Here is a 13651-nt window from a genome sequence, read left to right on the forward strand (position 1 = left end):
GCCCCGGCCCGCCGCTCGGGCGCGGCCTCCAGCGCCATCATGGCCTCGGGCACGCTCGTCTCCCGCGCGCTGGGGTTCGTCAAGACGGTCCTCATCACGGTGGCGATCGGCTCCATCACGACCGTCTCCGACGTCTTCGAGCTCGCGAACACGCTGCCGAACCTGATCTACGTCCTCGTGGCGGGCGGCATCTTCAACGCCGTCCTGGTGCCGCAGATCATCAAGGCCTCCAGGACCGCGGACGACGGCGGGGCCGACTACATCGCCCGCCTGCTCACCCTCGCCGTGCTCGCCCTGCTGGGGGTGACGGCGGTCGTGGTGCTGCTGGCGGGACCCATCATCCGGACCATGGGCACCGACTGGACCGAGGAGCAGCTCTCGCTCGGTCTGACGTTCGCGCTGTTCACGTTCCCGCAGATCTTCTTCTACGGCCTCTACACCGTGGTGGGGCAGGTCCTGAACGCCCGCGGCGCCTTCGGCTGGTACATGTGGGCGCCGGTGGTCAACAACGTGGTGGCCATCGCCGCGCTGCTCGTGTTCGTCCAGCAGTTCGGGGCCTACGCCGAGACGGTGCACACCCTCGAGAACTGGTCCCCCGCCAAGACCTTCTGGCTGGCGGCCATGGCCACGGTGGGCGTCGCGACCCAGGCCCTCGTGCTGTTCTGGCCGCTGCGCCGGCTCGGGCTGGGGCTGCGCCCGAAGTTCGGCTGGCGCGGCATCGGCCTCTCCACCGCGGCGCGGCTCGCGGGCTGGACCCTCGCCACGGGGGTCCTCGCCAACCTGGCGTTCCTGACCCTGACCAAGGTCGCGGCGATCCCCACCGGCTACCGGCCGGAGTACCTCGCGATGGACCCGCCGCAGCAGATCGCGGGCGTGGCCGCCCTCAACCAGGCCTCGATGCTGTACTCCCTCCCGCACGGGGTGATCGGGCTGTCCATCGCCACGGTGCTGTTCAACCGGATGGCCGCCGCCTCGACGGACGGGGACCGGGCCGGGATGGTCGCGTCCCTGTCCTCGAGCCTGCGCATCACCGGTGTGGCGACGGTCTTCGCCACCGTCGCCCTCGTGGTCTTCGCCGGCCCCCTCGGCATGCTCTTCAGCGGCGGCGTCCCCTCCGCGGGAGCCGTGGTCGGCCAGGTGATCACGGTGATCGCGATCGGCGCGCCCTTCATGTCGGTGTCCTTCATGCTCGGCCGGGCGTTCTACGCGCAGGAGGACGCCCGCACCCCGTTCCTCGTGCAGGTCGGCGTCGCCCTCTTCACCGTGGTCTCGGCGCTGCTGATCTGGTCGTTCGTCCCGCCGGACCTCATCGTCTTCGCGGTTGCCGCGTGCTACGCGGCCCAGAACGTCCTGAGCGCGCTGATCTACCACGTGGTCCTGGTCCGCCGGATCGGGGACTACGACGTGGCCCGGATCGTGGACTCCCACGCCCGGATCCTCGTGGCGTCCCTGCTCGCCGGCGCGGTGGGCGCCGTGGCCCTGTTCCTGCTCGGCGGATACGACCCCGCCGGCTTCCCCTGGACCAACCAGCTGACGGCGATCGCGACCGTCGCCGCGGGCGGGACCGTCATGGGGATCGCCTACCTGGGCGCCCTCAAGCTCTGCCGCGTCCGGGAGCTCGACAGCCTCGTGCGCCCGCTCCTCGCCCGCCTCGGCCGCTGAGCGCCCCGACCGGGCGGACCGGGCGCCCTGACCGAGCTCGCGGACCGGCCGTGTGACGAGGCTCTCGGCCGCCGGAGGCCGGGACCGGTAAAGTGCTGAGTGGTCGGTGACGTGGGTCAGGAACACCCCTTCTGCCCCGCCGGCCACCCCCGCCCGCGAATTCCGGCCCCCGCCGCGGATTCCCGACCCCCAGGGAGCCAACGTGCCCGCACCGATGAAGCTCGGTTCCGTCCTCGGCGGCCGCTACAAGGTCGTCACCGACGTGCTGGCCACCGCCGAGGGCGACCACGTGCTCGAGGGACAGGACCAGATCCTCGGCCGCCGCGTGTCGATCCTGCTGCCCGCGGAGCGGCACACGTCCCTGCTCGTGGAGAACGCCCGCTCGATGGCCAACGGCAGCATCGGCGCCCCCTTCCAGATCCTGGACCTGGGCCAGGCGGAGGCGCACACCTACCTCGTGACCTCGCACACCCCGGCCGCGGACATGCTGGACTCCCTGCTCGTGGAGCCGGACGACGTCGAGGACGAGTCCCTCAGCGACGACATCTTCGGCGCCCCGCGCGGCAGCGGCCCCGGGTCCTACGTGTACGACGAGCCGGACCCCACCAGCCCGACCCCCGTGGTCGCGACCGAGGCCTCCGACGACCTCGGCGGCGCGGCCCCCCAGCCCAAGGTCACCCGGTGGCGGGACGACGACTCGTACGACGACGCCGCGCCCGCCCCCTCGGTGCGCACCCGTCTCGGCCGGCCGGTGCGGGTCAGCGCCACCTCGACCCGCTCGACCCTCTTCGACCGCGCGGCGGCGAGCGGCACGGCGGCCTCGGCCGTCCGGACGGCCGGGACGGACATCGACCCGGGCTACGACGGCGACAACCGCTACGACAGCTACGACGACTACGACGACGGGCACCCGGACACGCCCCACGGGCCGGAGGAGGCGGCCGCGGCCGCGCCGCCGCACCGGGAGGCGACCGAGGACCGGCCGCAGAAGGGCGGCCGGGGCCTGCTGCTGCTCCTGCTCCTGCTGCTGGCCCTGCTGATCGGTGCCGTGGTGTTCAGCTTCGACCGGCTGGGCGGACTCTTCGCCGGGTCGGAGGGCCCGGAGCCCGCCGTGAGCGCGCCGGCCGAGGAGCAGGCCGGGACGGAGCAGGTGCAGCCCAGCCCCGAGCCGGAGGCCCCGGCCGCCGAGCCGGAGCCCCGCGCCGTCACCCGGGTGGTGCCCACCGACCCGGGCTTCATGGCCGACCAGGACGCGCAGCTGGGCCAGGTCGTCGACGGCAACCCGTCCACCTACTGGATCAGCTACGGGTTCTCCGACCCGAACTTCGGCAACCGGACGCCGAGCATCGGCCTCGCCGTGCAGCTCGAGGAGCCCGCGCCCGTGGAGACGCTCAGGCTCAGCCAGTCGGCCGGCTCGGGCGGGATGTTCGACGTGTACGTCAACGACGCCCCGAGCCTGGACGGCGCCGACCAGGTGGCCTCCGGCTCCTTCACGGGCCCGGAGATCACCGTTCCGCTCGCCGCGGCCGCCCAGGACGAGGACCAGCAGTACGTGATCGTGAACTGGACGCAGCTGCCGCAGCTGACGAACCCCATCGCCGGGTTCAACCACGGCCTGCGGATCGGCGAGATCCAGCTCGACTGAGGCCCCCGCTCCCCCCGCCGGGCCCGCCGGGGCGGGTCCGGCACCGGAATATCCGCCGCGCGCGCCCCGTTGTGCCAGTGGTCCCTGCGGTCGGCGTGCCCGGCCGCTCCCTGTACGGAAGGTCTGCAGAACAGTGAGCCCCGACTTCGGTCCCGTGATCAACGCCCTCAACCTCGTCCCCTCGACCGGCGAGCCGAAGGCCGGCGCGGACGACGAGACCGTCCACGAGGTGATCATCGTGGGATCCGGCCCCGCCGGGTACACCGCGGCCGTCTACGCGGCGCGCGCCAACCTCCACCCCATCGTCTTCGCCGGATCCGTGACCGCGGGCGGTGAGCTGATGAACACGACCGAGGTGGAGAACTACCCCGGGTTCATCGACGGGATCCAGGGCCCGGAGCTGATGTCCAACATGCAGCAGCAGGCCGAGCGCTTCGGTGCCGACATCCGTTACGAGGACGTCGTCGCCCTCGAGCTCGAGGGCGAGGTGAAGACCGTGACCCTCGAGGACGGCTCCGTGCACCGCGCCCACGCCGTGATCCTCGCGACCGGCTCCGCGTACAGGGAGCTCGGCCTGCCGGACGAGAAGCGGCTCTCCGGCCACGGGGTGAGCTGGTGCGCCACCTGCGACGGCTTCTTCTTCAAGGAGCAGCACATCGCGGTGGTCGGCGGCGGCGACTCCGCCCTCGAGGAGGCCACGTTCCTCTCCCGCTTCGCCTCCAAGGTCACGATCATCCACCGGCGGGACAGCTTCCGCGCCTCCGAGATCATGCAGCAGCGCGCCTTCGACGACCCCAAGATCGAGGTCCTGTGGAACGCCGAGGTCGTGGGCATCAACGGCGAGGACAAGGTCCGCTCCGTCACCGTCCGTGACACGGAGTCCCACCAGACCTCGGAGCTGCCCGTGACGGGGCTGTTCGTCGCCATCGGCTCCGATCCCCGCACCGCCCTGGTGAAGGACCAGCTCGAGCTCACCGTGGACGGCACCATCGCCGTGGACGGCCGCAGCTCCACCACGAGCCTCGCCGGGGTCTTCGCGGCGGGCGACGTCGTGGACGCCACCTACCGCCAGGCCATCACGGCGGCGGGCTCCGGATGCGTCGCCGCCGTCGACACCGAGCACTACCTCGCCGCCCTGCACGACCGCTCGGTCCTGCACAGCTGAGCCGTCCTGGTCCGGGCGCCGCCGGCGCCCGGACCGGGATGGGCCATAATCGAACCAGATCCGCCTTCCGCACCACGTCACCCAGAGCGGTCCGGGCACGCCGACCGCGTGTCCGGCGCCCGGACAAGGAGAAACATGAGCGCCGCCAAGAACGTCACCGACGCCGACTTCCGCACCGAGGTCCTCGAATCGGACAAGCCCGTCATCGTCGACTTCTGGGCCGAGTGGTGCGGCCCCTGCCGCATGGTCGGCCCGGTCCTCGACGCGATCGCCGCCGAGCACGCCGACGCCGTCGAGGTCGTGAAGCTGAACGTGGACGAAAACCCCGCCGTGGCGTCCCAGTACGGCATCACGTCCATCCCGGCCATCTACCTCTTCTCCGGCGGCGAGGTGGTCAAGAAGGCCATCGGTGCGAAGCCGAAGAGCGCCCTCGAGAAGGAGTTCGCCGACTACCTCGTTGCCGGTAACTGAGCGGTCCCCGACATCCGCGACACCCCGGGCTCGTCCGCCCCTCCCCGGCCGGGGAGGGGCGGACGAGCCGCTGTCCTGGCACCACGCCGACCCTTCCGACCCGTGGGACACCCGTGAACAACGACGACACCGAACCGATGCTGCGCCGGACCATGACGAGCCGGCGGGTGGTCAGCCTGCGGGAGCGGCTGCTCCGGGCCGGCGTCACCGTGGCCTACCTCGCGCCGCAGGACGTCAACAACCCCTCCTACTTCGACGACCACGTCGACGCCGCCGTGCGCGCCTTCCAGCAGGAGCGCGGGCTCATCGTGGACGGCCTGGTGGGCCCGGAGACGGACCGGTGCCTCAACGAGGCGCAGTACGCTCTCGGTGACCGCCCGCTCTACGCCGACGACGACCGCCCGCTCCGGGGCGACGACGTCAGCATGCTGCAGCACAACCTCTCCCGGTTGGGTTTCTACTACGGACACCTGAACGGGGTGTTCGGCAGCAGCACGCACCACGCGGTCACGGAGCTCCAGCAGAGTCTGGGTCTCGGGGCCACCGGAGTGGTGGACCGCGAGACCATCGCCGCTCTCGCCCGGATCAACAAGAACATCACGTCCTCCAAGGCCTTCTCGCTGCGCGAGTACCACCGCCTGGAGCGGGCCACCTCCGCCCTGCGCGGCCGCTCCGTGGTGCTGGTCCCGTCCGGGGCAGCAGGTCAGCAGCCGCCGGCCTCGGCGGCGCCGGACTTCCGCGACCGCGCCGACGAGGTGACCCGGGACGTCGCCGTCCGCGCCTTCGAGCTGCTGCACGAGATCGGCGCCGACCCCTCGGTGGTCTCGCCCGGACGGGAGCTCCACGACCGCCGCGGCGCGCCCGTGCGGACCGCCGACTCCACCCGGGAGGCCGTCACCGGGAGCCGGACGGACTCCGTGGTGGTCACCCTGCACTGCGACTGGAACGCCTCCCCCGCCGCCGGCGGGGTCGCCTCCTACTACTGGGGCGAGCAGGACCGCTCGGAGATCTACTCCCCCATCGGCGAACGGGCCGCGGTGCTCGTGCTCAAGGAGATGGTGGCCCGGACCGGGGCGCTCGATCTAGGCACCCACGCCCGGCAGTGGGACCTGCTGCGCTCCCAGGACGCCCCGACCATCTGGCTCGACCTCGGCTACCTGTCCGGCCCGGCCGACCGGGCCGCCCTCGCCGATCCCGAGCACCGGAACCACCTTGCTGAGGCCGTCGTCTTCGGTCTGCAGCGCATGTTCCTGCTCGCGGAGGACGACGTGCCCACGGGCACCATGAGCGTCGACGACGTCGCCGAGTACAACGGACGCTGAACCGCCCCGCCGGGCGGACCCGGTGCACGGAAGAGCCCCGGTGTTTCACGTGAAACACCGGGGCTCTTCCGTGCGGCCGCCGGTCTAGCTGCGGTCCATCCCGGGGTCGAGAACCTCGATGATGCGGTTCAGGTCCTCCACCGAGGCGAACTCGATGGTCATCTTGCCCTTGCGGGCTCCCAGGGCGATCCGCACGCTCGTGTCCAGGCGGTCGGAGAACGCCTCCGCGATGTAGTCGAGCCGCTCCTTGTTGCGCCCGGCCGGGGCGGCCGCCCGCTGCGGCTTGCGCTCCCCCGTCTCCGTCAGCTGCACGGCTTCCTCCGTGGCCCGGACCGAGAGCCCCTCCGCCACGATCCGCTGCGCGAGTCGTTCCATCTGCGCGGGGTCGGCCAGGGACAGCAGGGCACGGGCGTGTCCCGAGGACAGCACGCCGGCGGCCACGCGTCGCTGGACGAGCGGCGGCAGGCGGAGCAGGCGGATCGTGTTGCTGATCTGGGGGCGGGAGCGACCGATGCGCCGGGACAGCTCCTCCTGGGTGGCGCCGAACTCCTCCAGCAGCTGCTGGTACGCCGCGGCCTCCTCGAGCGGGTTCAGCTGGCTGCGGTGCAGGTTCTCGAGCAGGGCGTCCCGGAGCAGGTCGTCGTCCGCGGTCTCGCGGACGATCGCCGGGATGGTCGGCAGCCCGGCGCGCTGGGTCGCGCGCCACCGCCGCTCGCCCATGACCAGTTCGTACGCCTGCTCGCCGTCCTCGCGGGTGGGTCGCACCACGATCGGCTGCAGCACACCGAGCTCGCCGATCGAGTACGCGAGCTCCGCGAGCTCCTCCTCGTCGAACACCTGACGGGGCTGCTTGCGGTTGGGGTGGATGGCCGCGACCGGGATCTCGGCGAACGTGGCACCGGGCACCGCCGCCAGCTCCTCGACATCGGCGTCCGTTCCACGTGAAACATCGTCGGCCGAAGCATCGGGCGTGGGGCGGTCCGTCACGGCGGACGCCTCGGTAGCCTCCACCACGCCGGAATCATCTGTCGCCTCCGGCGCATCTTCCACAGCGGCGGCACCGGTATCGGCCACCTCGAGACGCTGCTGCTCCGGTTCGACTGCCACATGACTGCGACCCTCGGACGGGGCGTCGACGTTCTCCGCCGACGCGTCGGTCTCCTCCGAGCGGGATGTTTCACGTGAAACGCCGGCCCGGTTCCCCGGTCCGGGTTCCGTCGTCTTCGACGACGCCTCGCCGGAGTCAGCCGCCGGCTCGGTGTCAGGGGCACCGGCCGAGGGCAGGAAGAACATGTCGGAGGGCCGGCTGACGAGTGTGGTGTTGCGCAGGGCCTCGCCCATGTCCATCCGGGCCTTCATGGCCTTCTGCCGTGCCGCAGGACTGACGGTTCTGCCACGACCCCCGGCAGCAGCCCGCTTCGCCGGCTCGGTGGACCTGGGCGGTTCGGGGATGTGATCTCCGTCAGCGGGCTCGCCGGCGGGACGAGCCGCGGCCGTCGACGTGGCCCGGGGCGGCGTGGCGCCCTGTCTGCTGGTTGAGGAACGCTGCGTCGAGGTCCCGGTTGCCGCGTCCTGCTGGTCGGTCGAGCTCTCAGCACGTGCGGGTGCGGCGTCGGCGGACCTCGTTTCACGTGAAACATCCGTGCGGGTCGCGTTTTTCCGGGACGTGTCCGCTGCGCTCGTCGACGGCACCGGAGCCGGGTCGACGTCCGCGCCCTGTTCCCCCTCCACCGGAGCGTCGGCGGCGGGTGCACTCGGAATGAGTGCTCCCAGTCCTCGGCCCAGTCCACGTCGTCGTTCGCTCACGGTGTTCCTCTCCCTCGCCCGGCAATCCGGACAATTCTAGCCGAGCCGCGCGTTCCGACGTGCCGTTTCACGTGGAACGGTGGGTCCCGTGCGCGCGGCGCGGGTCGGGAACAGCAGGACGCCCGCCTCCAAGAGGAGACGGGCGTCGGGCGGGGGAGTGGCCGGGGCCGCTCCGTCAGCGCTGGGCGCGCTGGGCGATCTCGGCCGCCGCCTCCAGGTAGGACAGCGCCCCCGTGGAGCTGGGGTCGTAGCTGATGACGCTCTGCTGGTAGCTCGGCGCCTCCGAGATGCGCACCGAGCGGGGGATCATGGTCTCCAGGACCTCGGCGGGGAAGTGGTTGCGCACCTCTTCGGCCACCTGCGACGCGAGGTTGGTGCGACCGTCGTACATGGTGAGCAGGATCGTCGACACCGACAGCTCGGGGTTCAGGTGCTTCTGGATCATCTCGATGTTCTTCAGCAGCTGACTGAGCCCCTCGAGCGCGTAGTACTCGCACTGGATGGGGATCAGCACTTCGGTGGCCGCGACGAACGCGTTGAGGGTCAGCAACCCGAGACTCGGCGGGCAGTCGATGAAGACGTAGTCGAGCCGCTCCAGCCCGTCGGCCTCGCGCTGCTTCGCGTACGCCTCGAGTGCCCGGCGGAGCCGGTGCTCCCGTGCCACCATGGACACGAGCTCGATCTCCGCGCCGGCCAGGTCGATGGTGGCCGGGACGACCCAAAGGTTGTCCGCCTCGGCGGACGGCTTCACCGCGTCGGCGATGGGCATCTCGTCGATGAGCACGTCGTAGGTGCTGTCGACCTCCGAGTGGTGCTCCACACCGAGGGCCGTCGACGCGTTGCCCTGGGGATCGTTGTCGATCACGAGGACGTTCTGCCCCTGTCGGGCGAGGGCCACCGCGATGTTCACCGACGTGCTCGTCTTGCCCACGCCGCCCTTCTGGTTGCTGATCGTGAAGATCCGCGTTGCGGCGGGCTTCTCCAGCTGGACCTTCTTCAGCCTGGCGCGTCGCCTGGTCTCCTCCACGAGCTTCCTCCCCAGCGGCGTGTCCTCCGCCATCGTTGTGGTCATTTTGGGCAGCTGTCCGTCCGTTTCACGTGAAACACGAGTACCCCGATCAGGAACAACCTTGATCGATTGATCAAGCGGATCGGGGGGGAACTCGGCGTCGAAGCCTCGCGGACTTCCCGCGCCGTCGTCGATCGGCATCTGACTGCGCACCTTCCCGGTTCGTCTCGAACTCGCTCCGTCGGAGCACGCCTCCCGCGGGGGAGGAGTGCCTGGGACCGCGCCGCAGGTCAGGTCGCCGTCGACCCGTGGCCGAACGCGGCGCACCGACCGTGGCACACTCCTCCCAGCCTACCGCCGACACCGCGCGGAGCAGGCGGCGGTGCTCAGAGCCGGACCCGCACCACCGTGGTGGGCTCCTCGAGCAGGTCCGCCCCGGCCGGGACGATCTCGGTGGACCGGGCGCCGAGCCGGTCCAGCTTCTTCTGCGCCTTGCGCACCTCGTCCGCCGCGGAACGGCCCTTGAGGGCGAGCAGCTCTCCGGTGCCGCGCAGCAGCGGCAGGGTGATGTCCACGAGGCCCACCAGGGCCGAGACCGCGCGGGCGGTGACCACGTCCACCTCTCCGACCTCGTCCCGGGCCTGCTCCGCCCGGGCCCGCAGCACGCGCACGTTCGTGAGCCCGAGGTCGGCCACGACCTCGTCCAACCACTGCACGCGCCGCTCCAGCGGCTCGATGAGCGTGATCCGCAGGTCGGGCCGGGCCAGGGCGAGGCACAGCCCGGGCAGACCCGCGCCCGATCCGACGTCGGCCACGCGCGCGCCGGTCGCGATGAGCTCCTCGACCACGGCGCAGTTGAGCACGTGCCGGCTCCACAGCCGGGGCACCTCCCGCGGGCCGATGAGCCCCCGGACGATGCCGGATGACGCCAGGTGCGCCACGTAGCGCTCCGCCAGCGGCAGCCGCTCGCCGAACAGCCGCTCGGCGGCGCGCCGCTCCTGCTCGTCCGGGACCGGCGGGTCCTGCGGAGCGGGGGAGGGGCGCGGCTCCTCGGCCATCAGCCCTGGGGAACGGACACGACGATGTGCCGTGCCGCCCCTTCGCCCTCGGACTCGCTGACGAGACCCTGCTCGGCGACCACGTCGTGCACGATCTTGCGCTCGTAGGCGGACAGGGGGTCGAGGTGCACGCGCTCCCCGGTCTCCTGGGCCTCGCGCACGGCCGCCAGGGCCAGGTCCTGGAGCTGACCGGCCCGGCGGAGCCGGTAGCCGCCGATGTCGAGCACCAGGCGGGAGCGCCGGTCGGTGGCGGCCAGCACGGAGAGGCGCAGGAGCTCCTGGAGGGCCTCCAGGACCTCGCCGTCCTCGCCGACCAGCGCCGACAGGCCTTCGACGTCGTCCCCGTCGGCGACGACCGACAGGTAGGTGCGACCGTCGCGGACCTCGATGTCGATGTCGCCGTCGAGGTCTGCCGTGTCCAGCAGCTCCTCGAGGTAGTCGGCCGCGATCTCGCCCTCCTCCTCGAGCGGATCGGCGGCGGCGCCGTCCTTGCCGGCGCGGTCCCCGGCAGGTGCCTGCCCCGTCCCCGACCCGTGAGCGTCCGGGGTCCCGTCCGCCGGCGGCGCGGCGGTGGCCGGGGCAGCGGTCTCCGACGCGGTGCTCTCCGCGGCGGTGCTCTCCGCGGCGGTGCTCTCCGCGGCCGAGGTCTCCGCGGCGGGGACTCCCGCCCCGGCGCCGCGGTCGGCGTCGTCGCGCGGCGCGGGGGGCTGCACGTCGTCGGCGTCCTGGGTGGTCTGCCCGATGTCGGTCATGTCGTCTCCTGGGGCCGTGGAAGCACGGGGCCGGGCGCGCCGGCCCCGTGCGGGGAGGGGGTCGAGCCGGGTCGGCCGGCCGCGGTCATCGCGCCTGTTTCCGCTTCGCCTGCTGCCTCTGGCGCTTCTTGCCGACCGGCTGCTGACGCTGCCCGGCGGCGGCGCGGGCACGCTGCTCCTCGATGTCGGCCTCGTGCTCCTCCACGGTCTTGCCGACCGGGGGGAGCCCCTTGGCGGCGCGGCGCTCGTTGAGCTCCTGCTCGGCCTGCGAGCCCGGGGTCGGGTTGTTGCGGATGACCCACCACTGCTGGCCCATGGACCAGACGTTGGAGACGGTCCAGTAGATGAGGACGCCGATGGGGAAGTTGATGCCGCCGATCGCGAAGACCAGGGGGAACAGGTACAGCATCATCTGCTGCTGGCGGTACATGGGGGAGGCCTTCGCGGCCTCGCTCATGTTCTTGGCCGTCAGCTGCTTCTGGGTGAAGAACTGCGAGGCGGACATCGCGACGATCATCACGATCGCCAGGAGGATCGTGGCCACGTGGTTGCCGTCGCCGGGGTTGAGCAGCGTGGAGAACAGCGGGGCGCCGAAGAACGTGGCCTCGTTGAAGGACTGCACGGTGGCCGCGTTCAGGACGTGCACGCCCTCGCCGGCGGCCGCGGACCCGGGCACGCCGTTGAGGACCTGGAACAGCCCGAAGAAGATGGGCATCTGCACCAGGATGGGCAGGCAGGCGGAGAACGGGTTGGAGCCGTGGCTCTTGTACAGCTCCATCTGCTCCTGGGCCATGGCCTGCCGGGACAGCTGGTCCTTCTTGCCCTTGTACTTGGCCTGGAGCTTGGCCATCTCCGGCTGCAGCTCCTGCATGCCGCGCATGGACTTGATCTGCTTGAGGAACAGCGGGATGGTCAGCGTGCGCATGACCAGGGTCAGGCCCACGATGCACAGCACCCAGGTGATGCCCGCGGCGGGGTCCATCCCGATGGCCGTCAGCATCTCGTGGAACACCCACAGCACGGCGGAGACGACCCACCTGAAGGGGAAGAGGATCATTTCGAACAGGTTCATGGGGAAGGCTCTCCTTGGGCCGCGGGACCGGTGCCCCCGGCGGGGTGGTGCTGGTGGCGCTCAGCAAGGGTGGGATGGTTCAGCAGGACGATCCGGGGAAGGGACGCGAAGTCGGGGAAGACCCGGCCCCCGTCCGGGACCCTGTCGATCCCACCCGCCGCCCAGGGGTGGCAGCGGAGGAGCCTGCGGACGCTGAGGCCCAGGCCGCGCACGGCGCCGTGCACCGTGACGGACTCGAGGGCGTAGGCCGAGCAGGAGGGGAAGTACCGGCAGACGTCCCCGTACAGGGGGGAGACGATGGTCCGGTAGAGCTTGAGACCCGCGATGAGCGCGTTCTGGGGCAGGAACCACAGGACCTGCCACGCGGACGCCGGGCGGACGAACTCGTGGGGAGCCGCCGCGAGGAGGTCCTCGGGCGCGTGAGCGTGCTCGCTCATGACTCCGGCTCCTCCCGTGCGGGTCGTCGGTCTGCTGCGGTGGTCGTCGTCCCGGCGGTCCCGGGAGCCCCGGCCCGCGCGGACGCCGTCCGCCACGCCTTCGCGTAGTCGGCGGCCAGCTCCGCCCAGTCCGCGCGGGAGGCGGGCGGCAGCGCGCGCACCACGACGTCGTAACCGTACGGGGCCTGCCTGACCGTGGTCTGGGCGAGCTCCCGGAGGCGTCGCTTCACCTTGTTGCGGCGCACGGCGTTGCCCACGGCCTTCGAGACGACGAAGCCGAACCGGGCCGGGTGCTCCTCGCCGGTGGGACGCACATAGACGACGACGTTCCGGCGCCCGTTGCGGGCGCCGGAACGCGTGGTGGCCGAGAACTGGGCCGAGGTCCGGATCCGGTGCTGTTCAGACAGCACGGTCCCGCTCCTGCACGGTCGGCGGCTCGGGCGGCTCCGGCACGACGACGAGCGCCCGTCGCGGGGCGGTCGTCGGAAGCGCCGGCGCCGACACGGACCGGCTCAGGCGGAGAGCTCGGTGCGGCCCTTGCTGCGGCGGGCGGCGAGGATGGCGCGGCCGGCGCGGGTGCGCATCCGGGCACGGAAGCCGTGCTTCTTGGCGCGACGGCGGTTATTCGGCTGAAAAGTCCGCTTGCTCACTGGTTACTCCAAAGGCGTCAGGGTGTGCGCCCGTCCTCGGGCTCACCGCACCGGGTTCGGTGCGGAGGAGAGGGACGGTCACAGCGGTGCTGGTGGATGCGTCCGAGCATGCGGATGGGCATGACAGTGGACACAAAAGACTACTTCACCCTAGACAACGGGCAGGGGGCGGTCAAATCAGCGACGGGTGGCCGCAGGCCCCGGTGCCGCCGGCGCAGGAGCGGGGCGGCCGGGGCGGAACCGGATCGAACGGTGGTCGAGTGCTGGACCGGGCACCGGGAGACCCGGCGCCGCTGTGCAGTTCACATCCTACCCACAGCTGTGCACGGATCTTCATCACATCCTGTGGAAAACCGGCCCGGCCGGAGCCGCGGAACCACGCGGATCGGGGGTCGAACTACACGTCTGTAGTTCCCGGAGCCCCCGGAAAACGGCTATGAACAGGTTCGGCGCATGTTCTAGGCTGGCACTCGCGGCTGGCCCCCGACAGCTTTTCCACCGTTGTGAACAACGCTGTGGACAAGATCCCCGGCGAGGGGCCGGGACGACCCGTCCACCGCCTCGTCATCCCGACGACAGCTCGATGACATCTCGACGACAGC

General features: G+C 71.6%; 13 protein-coding genes. 5 read left to right on the forward strand and 8 right to left on the reverse strand.

Features of this window, described 5'->3' with window-relative positions:
• Window positions 1-39 precede the first annotated feature (39 nt).
• The 5 genes from murJ to AC6CH6_RS08855 all read left to right on the forward strand — a co-directional run bounded on the left by murJ (window position 40) and on the right by AC6CH6_RS08855 (window position 6265).
• Window positions 40-1662, forward strand: a complete 1623-nt coding sequence (gene murJ / locus AC6CH6_RS08835; RefSeq protein ID WP_498254965.1) for a murein biosynthesis integral membrane protein MurJ — start codon at window positions 40-42, stop codon at window positions 1660-1662.
• Between the two features lie 202 nt (window positions 1663-1864).
• The gene (locus AC6CH6_RS08840) at window positions 1865-3307 is read left to right on the forward strand and encodes a hypothetical protein (protein ID WP_498254856.1); all 1443 of its coding nucleotides are present in this window, start codon (window positions 1865-1867) and stop codon (window positions 3305-3307) included.
• A 133-nt stretch (window positions 3308-3440) separates the two neighbouring features.
• The gene (gene trxB / locus AC6CH6_RS08845) at window positions 3441-4472 is read left to right on the forward strand and encodes a thioredoxin-disulfide reductase (protein ID WP_017835062.1); all 1032 of its coding nucleotides are present in this window, start codon (window positions 3441-3443) and stop codon (window positions 4470-4472) included.
• 135 nt (window positions 4473-4607) lie between these two features.
• Window positions 4608-4943 carry a thioredoxin gene (gene trxA / locus AC6CH6_RS08850; RefSeq protein ID WP_058873284.1) on the forward strand — a complete coding sequence of 112 codons (336 nt, stop codon included), beginning with the start codon at window positions 4608-4610 and terminating at the stop codon, window positions 4941-4943.
• 113 nt (window positions 4944-5056) lie between these two features.
• Entirely contained in the window at window positions 5057-6265 is a 1209-nt protein-coding gene (locus tag AC6CH6_RS08855; RefSeq protein ID WP_498254857.1) for a peptidoglycan-binding protein, read from the forward strand.
• 84 nt (window positions 6266-6349) lie between these two features.
• Here the strand turns inward: AC6CH6_RS08855 and AC6CH6_RS08860 are convergent, their stop codons facing one another.
• The 8 genes from AC6CH6_RS08860 to rpmH form a co-directional block, all read right to left on the reverse strand.
• Window positions 6350-7624, reverse strand: a complete 1275-nt coding sequence (locus tag AC6CH6_RS08860; RefSeq protein WP_498254858.1) for a ParB/RepB/Spo0J family partition protein — start codon at window positions 7622-7624, stop codon at window positions 6350-6352.
• A gap of 622 nt (window positions 7625-8246) precedes the next feature.
• Entirely contained in the window at window positions 8247-9143 is an 897-nt protein-coding gene (locus AC6CH6_RS08865) for a ParA family protein (RefSeq protein ID WP_109268899.1), read from the reverse strand.
• Window positions 9144-9466: 323 nt separating this feature from the next.
• A complete protein-coding gene (gene rsmG, locus AC6CH6_RS08870; RefSeq protein ID WP_498254859.1) occupies window positions 9467-10138 on the reverse strand; it encodes a 16S rRNA (guanine(527)-N(7))-methyltransferase RsmG in 672 nt (223 codons plus the stop codon).
• Window positions 10138-10851 (reverse strand): Jag family protein, encoded by a 714-nt coding sequence (locus tag AC6CH6_RS08875; RefSeq protein WP_498254966.1) that lies wholly within the window; start codon window positions 10849-10851, stop codon window positions 10138-10140. The genes rsmG and AC6CH6_RS08875 overlap by 1 nt, the downstream gene beginning before the upstream one ends.
• Window positions 10852-10975: 124 nt before the next feature.
• A complete protein-coding gene (yidC, locus tag AC6CH6_RS08880) occupies window positions 10976-11962 on the reverse strand; it encodes a membrane protein insertase YidC (protein WP_498254860.1) in 987 nt (328 codons plus the stop codon).
• Complete coding sequence (gene yidD, locus AC6CH6_RS08885; protein ID WP_133409627.1) at window positions 11959-12399, reverse strand: membrane protein insertion efficiency factor YidD; 441 nt, start codon at window positions 12397-12399, stop codon at window positions 11959-11961. The genes yidC and yidD overlap by 4 nt, the downstream gene beginning before the upstream one ends.
• Window positions 12396-12809 carry a ribonuclease P protein component gene (gene rnpA, locus AC6CH6_RS08890; RefSeq protein WP_133409626.1) on the reverse strand — a complete coding sequence of 138 codons (414 nt, stop codon included), beginning with the start codon at window positions 12807-12809 and terminating at the stop codon, window positions 12396-12398. Before rnpA ends, yidD begins: the two co-directional genes overlap by 4 nt.
• 102 nt (window positions 12810-12911) lie before the next feature.
• Window positions 12912-13049, reverse strand: coding sequence for a 50S ribosomal protein L34 (gene rpmH, locus AC6CH6_RS08895; RefSeq protein WP_019181680.1), 138 nt, complete (start codon window positions 13047-13049; stop codon window positions 12912-12914).
• Window positions 13050-13651: the final 602 nt, after the last annotated feature.

This window comes from Kocuria sp. GQ42 (genome assembly GCF_059758435.1).